The organism is Streptomyces sp. NPDC007875 (genome assembly GCF_042868035.1).
In the GTDB taxonomy this organism is placed as follows: domain Bacteria; phylum Actinomycetota; class Actinomycetes; order Streptomycetales; family Streptomycetaceae; genus Streptomyces; species Streptomyces antimycoticus.
On sequence record NZ_JBIADZ010000013.1, the window covers coordinates 280,142 to 294,668 of the forward strand.

6 protein-coding genes, 1 tRNA gene and 1 rRNA gene are annotated in these 14,527 nt (G+C 69.8%); 1 reads left to right on the forward strand and 7 read right to left on the reverse strand.

What is annotated here, in order from left to right; genetic code table 11:
• Window positions 1–2: 2 nt before the first annotated feature.
• The 4 genes from ACFYOY_RS27105 to ACFYOY_RS27120 form a co-directional block, all read right to left on the reverse strand.
• The gene (locus ACFYOY_RS27105; RefSeq protein WP_351879492.1) at window positions 3–833 is read right to left on the reverse strand and encodes a RodZ domain-containing protein; all 831 of its coding nucleotides are present in this window, start codon (window positions 831–833) and stop codon (window positions 3–5) included.
• A gap of 189 nt (window positions 834–1,022) precedes the next feature.
• On the reverse strand, window positions 1,023–3,857 hold the full coding sequence (locus ACFYOY_RS27110; protein ID WP_351879495.1) for a DNA translocase FtsK: 2,835 nt from the start codon (window positions 3,855–3,857) through the stop codon (window positions 1,023–1,025).
• Window positions 3,858–4,033: 176 nt separating this feature from the next.
• Complete coding sequence (locus ACFYOY_RS27115; protein ID WP_020868040.1) at window positions 4,034–4,711, reverse strand: two-component system response regulator; 678 nt, start codon at window positions 4,709–4,711, stop codon at window positions 4,034–4,036.
• 274 nt (window positions 4,712–4,985) lie between these two features.
• Window positions 4,986–10,538: a HAMP domain-containing protein gene (locus tag ACFYOY_RS27120; protein WP_351879498.1), complete on the reverse strand. Its 5,553-nt coding sequence runs from the start codon at window positions 10,536–10,538 to the stop codon at window positions 4,986–4,988.
• 251 nt (window positions 10,539–10,789) lie between these two features.
• Between ACFYOY_RS27120 and ACFYOY_RS27125 the strand changes: the two genes are divergently transcribed.
• On the forward strand, window positions 10,790–13,417 hold the full coding sequence (locus ACFYOY_RS27125; protein ID WP_351879501.1) for a SpoIIE family protein phosphatase: 2,628 nt from the start codon (window positions 10,790–10,792) through the stop codon (window positions 13,415–13,417).
• An 80-nt stretch (window positions 13,418–13,497) separates the two neighbouring features.
• On the opposite strand, the gene ACFYOY_RS27130 is transcribed toward ACFYOY_RS27125, so the two are convergent.
• The 3 genes from ACFYOY_RS27130 to rrf form a co-directional block, all read right to left on the reverse strand.
• Window positions 13,498–13,570, reverse strand: a tRNA-Thr gene (locus tag ACFYOY_RS27130).
• Between the two features lie 60 nt (window positions 13,571–13,630).
• On the reverse strand, window positions 13,631–14,329 hold the full coding sequence (locus tag ACFYOY_RS27135) for a DegT/DnrJ/EryC1/StrS family aminotransferase (RefSeq protein WP_351879504.1): 699 nt from the start codon (window positions 14,327–14,329) through the stop codon (window positions 13,631–13,633).
• Between the two features lie 105 nt (window positions 14,330–14,434).
• Window positions 14,435–14,527, reverse strand: a 5S ribosomal RNA gene (gene rrf / locus ACFYOY_RS27140); the annotation flags it as partial.

The window sequence follows — 14,527 nt, forward strand, 5'->3', positions numbered from 1 at the left end:
GCTCAGCCCGCTTCGGGGTCTCCCTTGGTGTAGCTCAGCCGCTGGACGGCCCCGCTGGTGCCCACGTTCTTCACTTCCTTGCCGTTCACGAACAGCTTGATCGCCCCGGCGTTGCCCAGCACCAGGTCGATGCGCCTGCTGTCGCTGAAGGTCTTGGAGTCGCCCTCGCGCAGCACGCCCTCCTCGATCAGCCGACCGTTGTGATTCTGGGCGGAGATCCAGCTCTGGCCGCCCTCGGCGGTCAGCTTGACGGTGACCTTGTCCGCCGGGACGCCCGCGATGGCGCTGTCGGACGGGTCGGGCTTGTTCGGGGTGGCGGGCTTGGAGGGGGCGGCGCTGTTGGTGGGCGCGGAGGCGCTGGGCTTGGGCGAGGCGGTGTCCTCGGCGACCGTCGAGCCGTCGCCGTTGCCGCCCCTGAAAAGAGTGAAGCCCACGAATCCGACGACGGCGACGATCGCCGCGACCATCGCGGCCGTCCAGTTGGGGCGCCGGGGCTCGGGGCGGATCCGCTCGGCCTCGAACAGCGGCGCCGGCGCGGTCGGCGTGGGCCGGCCGCCGTGTTCGGCGTCGAACTGTGCGATCAGGGACTCCGGATCGCAGCCCACGGCGCGCGCGAGCACACGGATGTGTCCGCGGGCGTAGACATCGCCGCCACAGCGCGAGAAATCGTCCTGCTCGATGCCCCGCACGATAGGGGTGCGCACCCGGGTGGAGGAGCTGACCTCTTCGACGGTCAGCCCCGCGGAGATACGGGCCTGCTGGAGGGCGCGACCGATGGAAACCCGGTCGTCTTCGGGGAAGTTGCCGTCTTCGGGAAGGTTGCCGATGGACACGGGGGCGCCTTTCGAGCGTGAGCCACCTGCTGGGGGTTCAGTCTAGGGGTGGGGCGAAAGGGTCGGGCAAGCGGGAGGACGGAGTTTGTCCGCCATCGGGATTGCCGTTCGATCACGATTCTGGGGTCTCACTCCGCCACCTCCCTCAACTTGACGTTTCGGTAGGGGAAACGGTTGCCCGCCAAACCCTTATGAGTGAGCCTTACCGCGGATCACGTCGAGCACGCCATCCAATTCATCCGGCTTGACGAGCACATCGCGCGCCTTGGATCCCTCGCTCGGGCCGACGACGCCCCGCGACTCCATGAGATCCATCAGCCGCCCCGCCTTGGCGAAACCCACCCGCAGCTTGCGCTGCAGCATCGAGGTCGAGCCGAACTGGGTGGAAACCACCAGCTCAGCGGCCTGGCAGAGCAGATCGAGATCATCGCCGATCTCCTCGTCGATCTCCTTCTTCTTCGACGAGCCGACCGTCACGTCGTCGCGGAAGACCGGTGCCATCTGCGCCTTGCAGTGCGCGACGACCGCCTCGACCTCGGCCTCGGTGACATAGGCGCCCTGCATCCGGGTGGGTTTGTTCGCGCCCATCGGCAGAAAGAGGCCATCGCCCTTGCCGATCAGCTTCTCGGCGCCGGGCTGGTCCAGGATGACGCGGCTGTCGGCCAGCGAGGACGTGGCGAAGGCGAGCCGTGAGGGCACATTGGCCTTGATCAGACCGGTGACGACGTCCACGGAGGGCCGCTGGGTGGCCAGCACCAGGTGGATACCGGCCGCGCGCGCCAGCTGCGTGATCCGCACGATCGAGTCCTCGACATCCCGCGGTGCGACCATCATCAAATCGGCCAGCTCGTCGACGATCACCAGCAGATACGGATAGGGCTTGAGCTCCCGCTCGCTCCCCTCGGGCTCCTTCACCTTCCCCTTGCGGACCGCCGCGTTGAAGTCGTCGATATGGCGGAAGCCGTACGCCGCGAGGTCGTCATAGCGAAGATCCATCTCGCGCACGACCCACTGGAGCGCCTCGGCGGCGCGCTTGGGGTTGGTGATGATCGGTGTGATCAGATGCGGAATGCCCTCGTAAGCGGTCAGCTCCACGCGCTTGGGGTCGACCAGCACCATCCGCACATCGTCCGGGGTGGCACGGGCCATGACCGACGTGATCAGGCAGTTGATGCAGGACGACTTGCCGGAACCGGTCGCGCCCGCCACCAGCACATGCGGCATGGTGGCCAGATTGGCCGCCACATAGCCGCCCTCGACGTCCTTGCCCAGCCCGACGAGCATCGGATGGTCGTCGCCGACGGAGTCCGCCGAGCGCAGCACATCGCCCAGGTTGACCATCTCGCGGTCGCTGTTGGGGATTTCGATGCCGACGGCCGACTTGCCGGGGATCGGGCTGATGATCCGCACATCGGGGCTGGCGACCGCGTAGGCGATGTTCTTGGTCAGCGCGGTGATCCGCTCGACCTTGACGGCCGGGCCCAGTTCCACCACGTAGCGGGTGACCGTCGGGCCGCGGGTGAAGCCGGTCACGGCGGCGTCCACCTTGAACTCCGTGAACACCTTCGTCAGCGAGTCCACGACCGCGTCGTTGGCCGCGCTGCGGGTCTTGCCGGGACCGCCGCGCTCCAGCAGCTCGAGCGAGGGCAGGGAGTAGGTGATGTCGCCGGAGAGCTGCAGCTGCTCGGCGCGCGGCGGCAGTGGCTCGCTCGTCTCGGTCACGGGCCGGGTGAGGTCGGGGACCTGGGCCGGGTCCGCCTCGCCGGCTCCGTCCGTACGGCCCTTCCCGCCCGCCGCCTTGCCCCTGGCGCCGCTCTTCCCGGCGGCGTTCCCGGCCTCCTTGTCGGCGTCGCGCGCGACCGGCGCCCCACCGCTCGCGGCACCGTCCTCACGCTCGCCCGAAATCCCGCTGCTGAGCCCGGCGACGAGCGGCGAGGGCTGCACACCGTGCAGCACGGCCCCGTCCAGCGAGGCGGCGGCCGCGGCCGCCACGTCCACCGCGTCCATGGGCCGGTCGAGCGGCGGCCCCGCGGACGACGAGCGGCGCGAGCGCCGGCGCTTGCGCAGCGCCTCCTCCTCGGCCCGCTCCGGGCCTCCGGCACCGTCCGGGTCCCCTTTGGCGAGCGAGGTCCTGCGAGCCCCTCTGGCGGGCGTCTCGCGCCATTCGTCGGCGTACTCCCCCGCGCCGTACCCGGCCTCCGACGCGTACGCGTCCTCGTCGTCCCGCACCAGGCCGAGCCGGACGCCCAACTGCCGCAGCCGCTGCGGAATGGCGGCGACCGGCGTCGCGGTGACCACCAGCAGCCCGAAGACGGTGAGCAGCATCAGCAGCGGTACGGCCAGCACGTCGCCCATCAGGTAGATCAGCGGCCGGGACACCGCCCAGCCGATCAGGCCGCCCGCGTCCTGTATCGCCTCGGTTCCCTGGCCGCGCCCCGGGGCGCCGCAGGCGATGTGGACCTGCCCCAGGATGCCGATGACGAGCGCCGAGAGCCCGATGACGATTCGCCCGTTGGCCTCCGGCCGCTCCGGGTGGAGGATCAGCCGGGCGGCGATGGTGCCCAGCAGTATCGGCACCACCAGGTCGAGACGGCCGAAGGCGCCGGTGACCAGCATCTCGACCAGGCTGCCGACCGGCCCGTCCAGATCTGACCAGGTGCCCGCCGCGACGATCAGGGCGAGGGCGAGCAGCAGCAGGGCACTGCCGTCCTTACGGTGGGCGGGGTCGAGTCCCTTGGCGCCGCGTCCTATGCCGCGGAACATCGCCGCGACGGCGCGCGCCATGCCCATCCACACGGCGCGCACCGCGCGGTACACGCCGCTGGTGGGATTTGGTGCGGGAGGCGGCGCCACCTTCTTCGCCGCGGCCTTCTTCGCGGGCGCGGCGGCCTTCTTGGCGGGTGCCTTCTTCGCGGGCGCCTTCTTGGCGGCCGCCTTCTTCGCAGCGCCTCCGGACTGCCCGGCGCGCTTCTTCGAGGTGCCCGCCGTGCTCTGGGAACCCTTGCCGGACGTACGAGAGGCCATGGAGGCGAGATTACCCGCGTCCGCCGTACGGAGCACGCATGGCGGGGGTATCAGGCGCCGCGGACGTCACACCGGTGCCACTGCACCATCGCGACGGTGAGGCAGCCGTGACGGCGCGTCAAAGTGCGGGTGACCGGTCGGCGATGACCGACCGACGATGACGGTGGGGTGACCGCTCAGTTCTGCGAGGGGACCTGGCCGGCCCCGCTGCCCGCACCCGGCTCCAGCGCGTCCAGCGCCCGCCGCAGACCGGTCAGCTTGCGCTCCAGATGGGCCGCGGTGGCCACGGCGGCGGCATCGGCCGACTCGTCCAGCTGCTTGGAGAGCGCCTCGGCCTGCTCCTCGACGGCGGCGAGCCGCGCGGACAGCTCAGCGAGCAGCCCCGCCGACTCCTTGGCCTCACCGGCGGCGGGCTGACCGCCCTCCAACTGCAGCCGCAGCAGCGACGCCTGCTCCCGCAGCTGGCAGTTCTTCATGTACAGATCCACGAAGACCGAGACCTTGGCTCTGAGCACCCAGGGGTCGAAGGGCTTGGAGATGTAGTCCACCGCGCCGGCCGCATAGCCCCGGAAGGTGTGATGGGGGCCGTGGTTGATCGCCGTGAGGAAAATGATCGGGATGTCGCGGGTCCGCTCCCGGCGCTTGATGTGCGCCGCGGTCTCGAATCCGTCCATGCCCGGCATCTGGACGTCCAGCAGAATCACCGCGAAGTCGTCCGTCAGCAGCGCCTTGAGCGCTTCCTCCCCTGACGATGCCCGCACCAGGGTCTGATCGAGCGCGGAGAGAATGGCCTCCAGCGCCAGCAGATTCTCCGGCCGGTCATCGACCAGGAGGATCTTGGCCTTCTGCACCATGCCCCGTCCTCCTCGTCCCGGCTTGGGGTCTCCCCAGCTCGAAGAGCTGGGGGAAGCACCGGGCGCCGCCCCAGGGGACGACTCCCTTGCGCCGCCCGTCCTTGTGCCGGTCATGGTAGCCGCACCCCGCTGTTCGCCACACCCTGTCACCGCGATGTCACTGTGCACGTAGCAGAAACGCGGTGGGAGACCAGAAGGTTCCCCGAATACCGCGTTCCCACACGTGTTCGGCGACACTCAGTCAACACCACGGCCGCCCCGAGCGTGCCGCGGGTCACTCAGTCGACATCCAGTGCTCCATCACCGTAAGAAGATGATCGGTGTCGACCGGCTTGGTGACGTAGTCCGACGCGCCCGCTTCGATGCTCTTCTCCCGGTCGCCCTTCATCGCCTTCGCGGTGAGGGCGATGATCGGCAGTCCGGCGAACTGGGGCATCCTGCGGATCGCGGCCGTCGTGGCGTAGCCGTCCATCTCCGGCATCATGATGTCCATCAGGACGAGCACGACGTCGTCGTGCTGCTCCAGGACCTCGATGCCCTCCCGGCCGTTCTCCGCGTAGAGGACCTGCAGCCCGTGCTGCTCCAGCACGCTGGTCAGCGCGAAGACATTACGGATGTCGTCGTCGACGATCAGCACCTTCTCGCCGTGGAAGCCACCCACCGGCTCCGGGGCCACCAGGTCCTGGCCGCCCAGCAGCCACGGCTCGGGGGCCTGCGACTGCCGTCCCGGGCGGCGGCCGGACGACCGGGCGCTCAGCTCCGCCTGCGGCCGTGCCTGCTCCTCGGCCCGCGACGCCTCCTGCTCGGCCCGCTGACGCCGCCGGAACAGCCCGGAGCCGCCACGGCCGCGCGCCGCCGAGGAAGCGCCGGAGGCGTCCTGTGCGCCCTCCTGCTCCGCCCCGGCCCCGTCCTCCGCGGTCTCCTCCGCGCCACTGGGGAGCGCCGCGATCGCCAGCGGGCCCGGCCCCGAGCTGCTCGGGGCGAGCTGCGGATAGCCCTGCGGGGGCAGCTCGCTGGGGTGCAGCGGCAGATAGAGCGTGAAGGTCGAGCCGCGGCCCGGTTCGCTGGCCGCGTGGATCTCGCCGCCGAGCAGCCGGGCGATCTCCCGGCTGATGGACAGGCCGAGCCCGGTGCCGCCGTACTTCCGGCTGGTGGTGCCGTCGGCCTGCTTGAACGCCTCGAAGATCACCCGCATCTTGCTGGCCGCGATGCCGATACCGGTGTCGGTGACCGAGAAGGCGATCATGTCGGCGTCGGCGTCGCGCAGGGCACCGTGCTCCAGCAGCTGCTCCCGGATGGCGTGCGGCACATCCGCGCCCGCCGGCCGGATGACCAGTTCCACGGCGCCGCTGTCGGTGAACTTCACCGCGTTGGACAGCAGGTTGCGCAGCACCTGCAGCAGCCGCTGCTCGTCGGTGTGCAGCGTCGCCGGAAGCTCCGGCGACACCCTTACGGAGAAGTCCAGGCCCTTCTCCGCGGTCAGCGGCCGGAAGGTGGCCTCCACATAGTCGACGAGCTGGACGAGGGCGATACGGGTCGGGCTGACGTCCATCTTGCCCGCCTCGACCTTCGACAGGTCCAGGATGTCGTTGATCAGCTGCAGCAGGTCCGAGCCCGCGCCGTGGATGGTCTCGGCGAACTCCACCTGCTTCGGCGAGAGATTGCCGTCGGCGTTGTCGGCGAGCAGCTTGGCCAGGATCAGCAGGGAGTTGAGCGGTGTGCGCAGCTCATGCGACATGTTCGCCAGGAACTCGCTCTTGTAGCGCATCGAGACGGCGAGCTGCTCGGCGCGCTCCTCGAGCACCTGCCGGGCTTCCTCGATCTCGGTGTTCTTGACCTCGATGTCGCGGTTCTGGCGGGCCAGCCGCTCGGACTTCTCCTCCAGCTCCGCGTTGGACGCCTGGAGGGCCTTCTGCCGGTTCTCCAGTTCGGCGGACCGCTCGCGCAGCTGCTCGGTCAGCTCCTGCGACTGCTTCAGCAGCACCTCGGTCTTGGTGTTGACACTGATGGTGTTGACACTGGTGCCGATCATCTCGGCGATCTGGTTGAGGAAGTCCTTCTGGATCTGGGCGAAGGGCTGGAACGAGGCCAGCTCGATCACGCCCAGCAGCTGCCCCTCGAAGAGCACCGGCAACACGATCACATGGGCCGGAGCCGCCTCGCCGAGCCCCGAGGCGATCTTGAGATAGCCCGGTGGCACGTTCTCCACCAGGATCGGGCGCTTCTCCTCGGCGACCGTGCCGATCAGCGTCTCACCGGCCTTGAAGCGCGTGGGCATCGAGCCGAGGGTGTAGCCGTAGGAGCCGACCAGAAGCAGTTCGTAGCCGTCGTCGGAGGTGCTGTCCGCGACCACCTCGGTGCCCTCGCCCGGCGGTACGGCCAGGAAGAACGCGCCGTGCTGGGCGGAGACCACCGGGGTCAGCTCGCTCATGATCAGCCGGGCCACGTCCTCCAGGTCGCGCCGTCCCTGCATGAGACCGGAGATCCGGGCGAGGTTGCCCTTGAGCCAGTCCTGCTCCTTGTTGGCGAGCGTCGTCTCGCGCAGGTTGGCGATCATGGTGTTGATGTGGTCCTGGAGGACCTGGATCTCGCCGGAGGCGTCCACGTCGATCTTGAGGTTGAGATCGCCGCGGGTCACCGCGGTGGCCACCTCGGCGATGGCGCGCACCTGACGGGTCAGGTTGCCGGCCATCTCGTTCACCGACTCGGTCAGGTCCTTCCAGGTGCCGGCCACGTCCCGCACCCGCGCCTGGCCGCCCAACTGGCCCTCGGTGCCCACCTCGCGGGCCACCCGGGTCACCTGGTCGGCGAACGACGAGAGCTGGTCCACCATCGTGTTGATGGTCGTCTTCAGCTCGAGGATCTCGCCACGCGCCTCGATGTCGATCTTCTTGGTCAGATCACCCTGGGCGATGGCCGTGGTGACCATCGCGATGTTGCGGACCTGTCCGGTCAGGTTGGACGCCATCGAGTTCACGGACTCGGTGAGGTCCTTCCACGTCCCCGAGACGCCGGGCACCCGCGCCTGGCCGCCCAGGATGCCGTCCGTGCCCACCTCGCGGGCCACGCGGGTGACCTCGTCGGCGAACGAGGACAGCGTCGTCACCATCGTGTTGACGGTGTCGGCCAGCGCCGCGACCTCGCCGCGCGCCTCGACCGTCACCTTCTTCGTCAGATCGCCGTTGGCGACCGCGGCCGAGACCTGCGAGATGTTCCGCACCTGGATGGTCAGGTTGTTGGCCATCAGGTTGACGTTGTTGCTCAGGTCCTTCCAGATACCGGTCACGCCCGGAACCCGCGCCTGACCGCCCAACTGCCCCTCGGTGCCCACCTCACGGGCCACCCGGGTGACCTGCTCGGCGAACGACGACAGCTGGTCCACCATCGTGTTCACCGTGGTGACCAGCTCCAGGATCTCGCCCTTGGCATCGACGGTGATCTTCTTCGACAGATCGCCCTTGGCGACCGCCGTCGTCACCTCCGCGATCGAACGCACCTGGGACGTCAGGTTGTTGGCCATGCTGTTGACGGACTGGGTGAGGTCCTTCCACGTCCCGGAGACGCCCTGCACCTCGGCCTGGCCGCCCAACTGGCCCTCGGTGCCCACCTCGCGGGCGACCCGGGTGACCTCCTCCGCGAAGGACGACAGCTGGTCGACCATCGTGTTCAGGGTGTTCTTGAGCTCCAGGATCTCGCCGCGCGCATCGACGTCGATCTTTTGGGAGAGGTCACCGCGCGCGACCGCCGTGGCGACCTGCGCGATATTGCGCACCTGGGCGGTCAGATTGCCCGCCATGCCGTTCACCGAGTCGGTCAGATCGCGCCACACGCCCGCCACACCGGGCACCTGCGCCTGACCGCCCAGCCGGCCGTCCGTACCCACCTCGCGGGCGACGCGGGTCACTTGCTCGGCGAAGGCGGAGAGCTGGTCGACCATCGTGTTGATGGTGTTCTTCAGCTCCAGGATCTCGCCGCGCGCGTCCACCTCGATCTTCTGCGACAGATCGCCGCGCGCGACCGCCGTCGTCACCTGGGCGATACCGCGCACCTGCGCGGTCAGGTTCCCGGCCATGGAGTTGACGGAGTCGGTCAGGTCCTTCCAGACGCCGCTGACCCCGTCCACCCGGGCCTGACCGCCCAGCCGGCCCTCGGTGCCCACGTCCCGCGCCATCCTGGTGACCTGGTCGGCGAACGAGGACAGCTGGTCCACCATGGTGTTCACGGTGTTCTTCAGCTTGAGCATCTCACCGGAGACGTCGACGGTGACCTTCTGCGACAGATCGCCGTTCGCCACCGCCGTCGTCACCTGGGCGATGTTGCGCACCTGTCCGGTGAGGTTCCGGAAGGCCGTGTTCACCGAATCGGTGAGGTCCTTCCACGTTCCCGCCGCACCCGGCACCTGCGCCTGACCACCCAGCTCGCCCTCGACGCCGATCTCCCGGGCGACCCGCGTCACCTCGGCGCCGAACGACTGCAGCTGGTCGACCATCGTGTTGGTGGTGTTCTTCAGCTCCAGCATCTCGCCGGCCACATCCACGGTGACCTTCTGCGACAGATCGCCGTTCGCCACCGCCGTCGTCACCTGCGCGATGTCCCGCACCTGCGCGGTGAGGTTCCGGAACGCGGTGTTCACCGAATCGGTGAGGTCCTTCCACGTTCCCGCCGCACCCGGCACCTGCGCCTGACCACCCAGCAGCCCCTCGGCGCCGACCTCGCTGGCCACCCGCGTGACCTCGTCCGCGAAGGTGCGCAGCGTCTCGGTCATGGTGTTGATCGTGTCGGCCAGCTGCGCGACCTCGCCGCGTGCGCTCACCGTCACCTTTTGCGACAGATCGCCGTTGGCGACCGCCGTGGTGACCTGCGCGATCCCGCGCACCTGCGCGGTCAGGTTCCCCGCCATGAGGTTGACGGAGTCGGTCAGGTCCTTCCAGACGCCCGCGACACCCGGAACCTTCGCCTGGCCGCCGAGCTCGCCCTCGGTGCCCACCTCACGGGCGACCCGGGTCACTTCGGAGGCGAACGAGGAGAGCTGGTCCACCATCGTGTTGACGGTTTCCTTCAGCTCGAGCATCTCCCCGGACACATGAACCGTGACCTTCCGGGACAGATCACCCTTCGCCACCGCCGTCGTCACGAGAGCGATATCACGCACCTGGGCGGTGAGACGGGACGCCATCGTGTTGACGGACTCCGTGAGGTCCTTCCACGAACCCGACATTCCACGCACTCGGGCCTGGCCACCCAGCTTGCCCTCGGTGCCGACCTCACTCGCGACCCGCGTCACCTCGTCGGTGAACGCCGAGAGCTGGTCCACCAGGCCGTTGACCGTGCGCCCCACCTTCAGGAACTCGCCCCGCAGGGGATGCGCCGATCCATCGGCGCCCTGCGCCCGCAGGTCCATGCGCTGCTCGAGATCACCTTCGGCGACCGCCGACAGCACCCGGCCCACCTCGGACACCGGCCGCACAAGATCGTCCACCAGGGCGTTGGACGCGTCAATGGCCGCGGCCCACTGGCCCTCACAGGCGCCGGTCTCCAGCCGCTCGGTGAGCTTGCCCTCGCGGCCGACCACCCGCCGCACCCGGGTCAGCTCACCGGTGAGCTGCAGATTGCGATCCGCGACCTCGTTGAAGACCGCGGCGATCTCGGCCATCACACCGTCGCCCGAGACCGTGAGCCGCTTGCGGAAGTTTCCGTCCCGCATGGCTGTCATCGCCGTCAGCAGCCGGTTCAGGGCCGCCGTGTCCACTTCAGTCGTCCCATTGCTCCGGGACCGTCCGCCTTTCGCGCGCGTATTCGTGCCCCGCGCCGCTGCGCCAGACTCCACCGTGTCCCTCCCGCAGGGTTGACCATCCTCGTCGGGTTCTTCTTCCAGCTTCCCCAGTGTTTCACCATGCCCCAACCAGGCCATAACAGTTCGGCAGCATCCCACACCCTCGAAAGCCCACTCTGGGGGGAATCCAGGCCGACCGGCATTCGCGCGAGCGGCGGTGGTAAGTAACCTGGCAACCGGCCAGGGCATCGGAGGGGCGCTGCGACATGGGTGAGCAGTTCGCCGAGACACATATGAGGAGACCTGTGATCACCGCGCGGGCAGCCGCCACCTTCGAGCCGGTGGGACGCTCGGTCGCCGCCGCCCGCACTTTTGTCCGGGACACCCTCCAGGGGTGGGGCCTCACCGACATCGTGGACGACGCCGTCGTCCTGACCAGCGAACTTGTCACCAACGCGGTGGTGCACGCCGGTACCACCGCCGATGTGGTCTGCATCCGCGCCGACACCGGCGTGCGCGTCGAGGTCGCCGACCGCTACCCCGAGCGCGAGGTCCCGCTGCAGAGCAACGGCGGCCACCACTTCGGAAACCCCGACCGCGAGGGCGGCCGCGGTCTGCTGCTGTGCGCGGCCCTCGCCGGGCGCTGGGGCGTCGAGTACACCGCGACCCACAAGCAGGTCTGGTTCCAGCTCGATTTCCCCGACCGCCCGGCCGGGACCCGAGCAGCCGGGCCCGCCCTGCCCTCCAGCGCCCTGCCCATCACCGACGCCCGGGTCCGGGTCGGGGTCGTCCAGGTCGACAGCGGCGGTCTGATCAGCGCCTGGAACGACGACGCTCAGGAGCTGTTCGGCTACCCACCGGAGCAGGTCATCGGCAAGCCGCTGACCGACCTCGCGGCGTGGCCGCACACCCCCGGAACCGGCACCGGCGTCGCCGAGGCGCTCCTGCTCTCGCGCTGGGAGGGCTCCTACGGCATCCGCGGCGCCGACGGCCGGGTCGCCCCCGTCTACGCCTCCCATCTGCGCATCCGCGACGCCGAGGGCGAGCCGTCCACCGTCTGTCTGCTGGTGCGCGAACGCGAGCGCGCCGTGCTGCAGAGCCCGATGCGCGGTGCGAACGTCGACACCGCCGACACCTCCGATCGGGGCCAGGCCACCGACGCCTTCGAGGTCTTCATCGGCTCCCCGGCCCCCGACGACCTCGACGGTCTGCTCCAGCGCACCGTCGAGCGGGCCCGCGACATGCTCGACGGCGACGCCGCCTATCTGCTGCTCGCCACCGACGACGAGACCGAGTTGGAGGTCCGCGCCTCCACCGGGCTGCCCTCCGCCCGCCAGCGCTTCGCCCGCGTCCCCGTCGAAGCGGGCACCGGACGCTACGGCTCGGCCCGGATGCCCGCCGTCCACGAGGATCTGTCCGCGGTGCCCGGCGCCGTTCCGCTGCTGGTGAACACAGGGATGCGCTCCGTCGTCACCGTCCCGCTGAAGGTCGAGGGCCGACTCACCGGCTCGCTCGGCGTCGCCGCCGAGTCCCCTGCCCGGTACAGCAACGAAGAGGCCCTGCGGCTGCAGTTCGCCGCCGACCGCATCGCCCTCGCCGTCGAGCGCGCCCGCCTCACCGAGCTGGAGCGGCTGCGCCGCGGCTCCCTGTCCTTCCTCGTCGAGGCGTCCGACCTCCTCGCGGGCACCCTGGACCGCGATCAGACGCTGGCGCTGATGGCCCAGATGACGGTGCCCACGCTGGCCAGTTGGTGCGCCGTCTATACGGTCGCCGACCAGGCGTCCGAGCCCGAGCTGTCGTACGTCCTGCACGAGGACGAGGACCGCATCGACGGGCTCAAGGCCCTGCTGATGAAGATCGACCCACCGGAGCAGGTCCCCACCGGCGGGGCCCGCAGCTGGTCCGGCCCCTACGACGCGGCCCACGCCGCCGCCCTGCGTACCTCGCTGCGCAGCCTCAGCCTCGGCGACTCCGCGCGCCCCTCCTCCGGCCCCGGCGCCTCGCTCGCGACCGCCTCGGCGGTCGGCGGGGAGACGGTCGTGCTGCCCCTGGTGGCCCGTAACCGCGTCATCGGCATGCTCATCCTCGGCAAGCCCACCGACGAGCACTTCCGCCAGGAGAACCTGGAGCTCGCCGAGGACCTCTCCCGCCGGGCCGCGCTCGCGCTGGACAACGCGCGGCTCTACTCGGAGCGCACCGCCATCAGCCAGTCCCTGCAGCGCAGTCTGCTGCCGCCCGAGCAGCCCGAGGTCCCCGGAGTCGAGGTCGAGGTCATCTACCGCGCGGCGGGCGAGGGCAATGAGGTCGGCGGCGACTTCTACGACCTCTTCCCGATCCGCGACGGGGCGTACGGCTTCGCCATCGGCGATGTCTGCGGCACCGGACCGGAGGCCGCCGCGGTCACCGGACTCGCCCGGCACGCCCTGCGGCTGCTCGCCCGCGAGGGTTTCGGTGGCCCGGCGGTCCTGGAGCGGCTCAACGCGGCCATCCTCGACGAGGGCGCCCGCAGCCGCTTCCTGACCCTCCTCTACGGGGAGCTGTGGCCGCAGCACGACGGCAGCGCGGTGCTCAAGGTCGTCTGCGCCGGGCACCCCCTGCCGCTCCGGCTGCGCCAGGACGGCAGCGTGGAGGCGGCGGCCGAGCCCCAGCCGCTGCTGGGCGTCATGGAGGACCTCGAGCTGTACGAGCAGACGGTGACGCTCGACCCGGGCGATGTGCTGCTGTGCGTCACCGACGGTGTGACCGAGCGACGCGAGGGCACCAGGATGCTCGGCGACGACGGCCTTATCGACGTCCTCACGACCTGCACCGGCCTTACGGCGGGCGCGGTGGCCTCCCGGGTGCTGCGGGCCGTCGAGCGCTTCGCGGCGGAGCCGCCGTCGGACGACATGGCGATCCTGGCGATGCGCGTCCCCGAGCCCGCCGACTCCTGAGGCGGGCGGCCGGGGGCCCCGGTGCAATGCCCGAACATGACGAAAGGCCCCCACCATATGGTGGGGGCCTTTCGCAGGAGAGCCCCAATACGGAATCGAACCGTAGACCTTCTCCTTACCATGGAGACGCTCTGCCGACTGAGCTATTGGGGCGCGTCGACGGGATAGATCATACCCGAACTCGGGTGCGCTCCCGACCACTCGCCCCGTGCGTCAAGCGGCTGACTGCAGCAGCCCGCCCAGCGCGTTGCAGGCCGAGACCACGCGCTGCAACTCCCGCCGCGACATGGTCGGATCGACGGGCAGCGCCAGGCATTCATCGGCCGCGCGCTCGGTCTCCGCGAGCCACAGATCGCGCCGGAAGCGCGCGGTGCGGTGCGCGGGTGTCTGTACGGGCACATGGCATACGACGCCGCGAGAACGCAGCGTGCGGGCGAAGGCGTCCCGGTCCGGCCGCCCATTGCCGGGGACCCGAACGACGTACTGCTGATAGGTGTGTTCCACGCCGGGCGAGAGCGGCGGCGTGAGAACCCCGCGCAACTTTCCGTCCAGATAGGCCGCGTTGGCCTGCCGCCGCAGAATCTCCCCGGCGGGCTCACCGGCCGGCCCGTAGCCGATCACCAGCACGCCGTGCCGCTGGCCGAGGTCGGTGAGGGCCGCCATGTCGGCGGGATGTCCGAAGGTGTGAATGGCCACGATGGCCGCGGTTCGGGGCGTCAGCCCCTCGGCCACCGCGGCCGGGTCTATGCAGTAGGTATGGGCGTCGATGTCCACGAACACCGGCCTGGCGCCGGCCAGCAGCACCGCTTCGGCGGCATCGGGAGTGCCGTAGGACGGCACGATTACCTCGTCGCCCGGCCGCACCCGCGCCCGGGTCAACTCATGCAGCAGCTCATCCGTAGGTGTCCCCATGAGCGGCATGTTGCCCAGGCAACATGAACACCGAGTAGCCCACAACACAACAGCAGAAGAGCCCTGCCGGTGACCGAAGTCCCGACAGGGCTCTTTGCAATGTTTGTTCGGCGGTGTCCTACTCTCCCACAGGGTCCCCCCTGCAGTACCATCGGCGCTGAAAGGCTTAGCTTCCGGGTTCGAAATGTAACCGGGCGT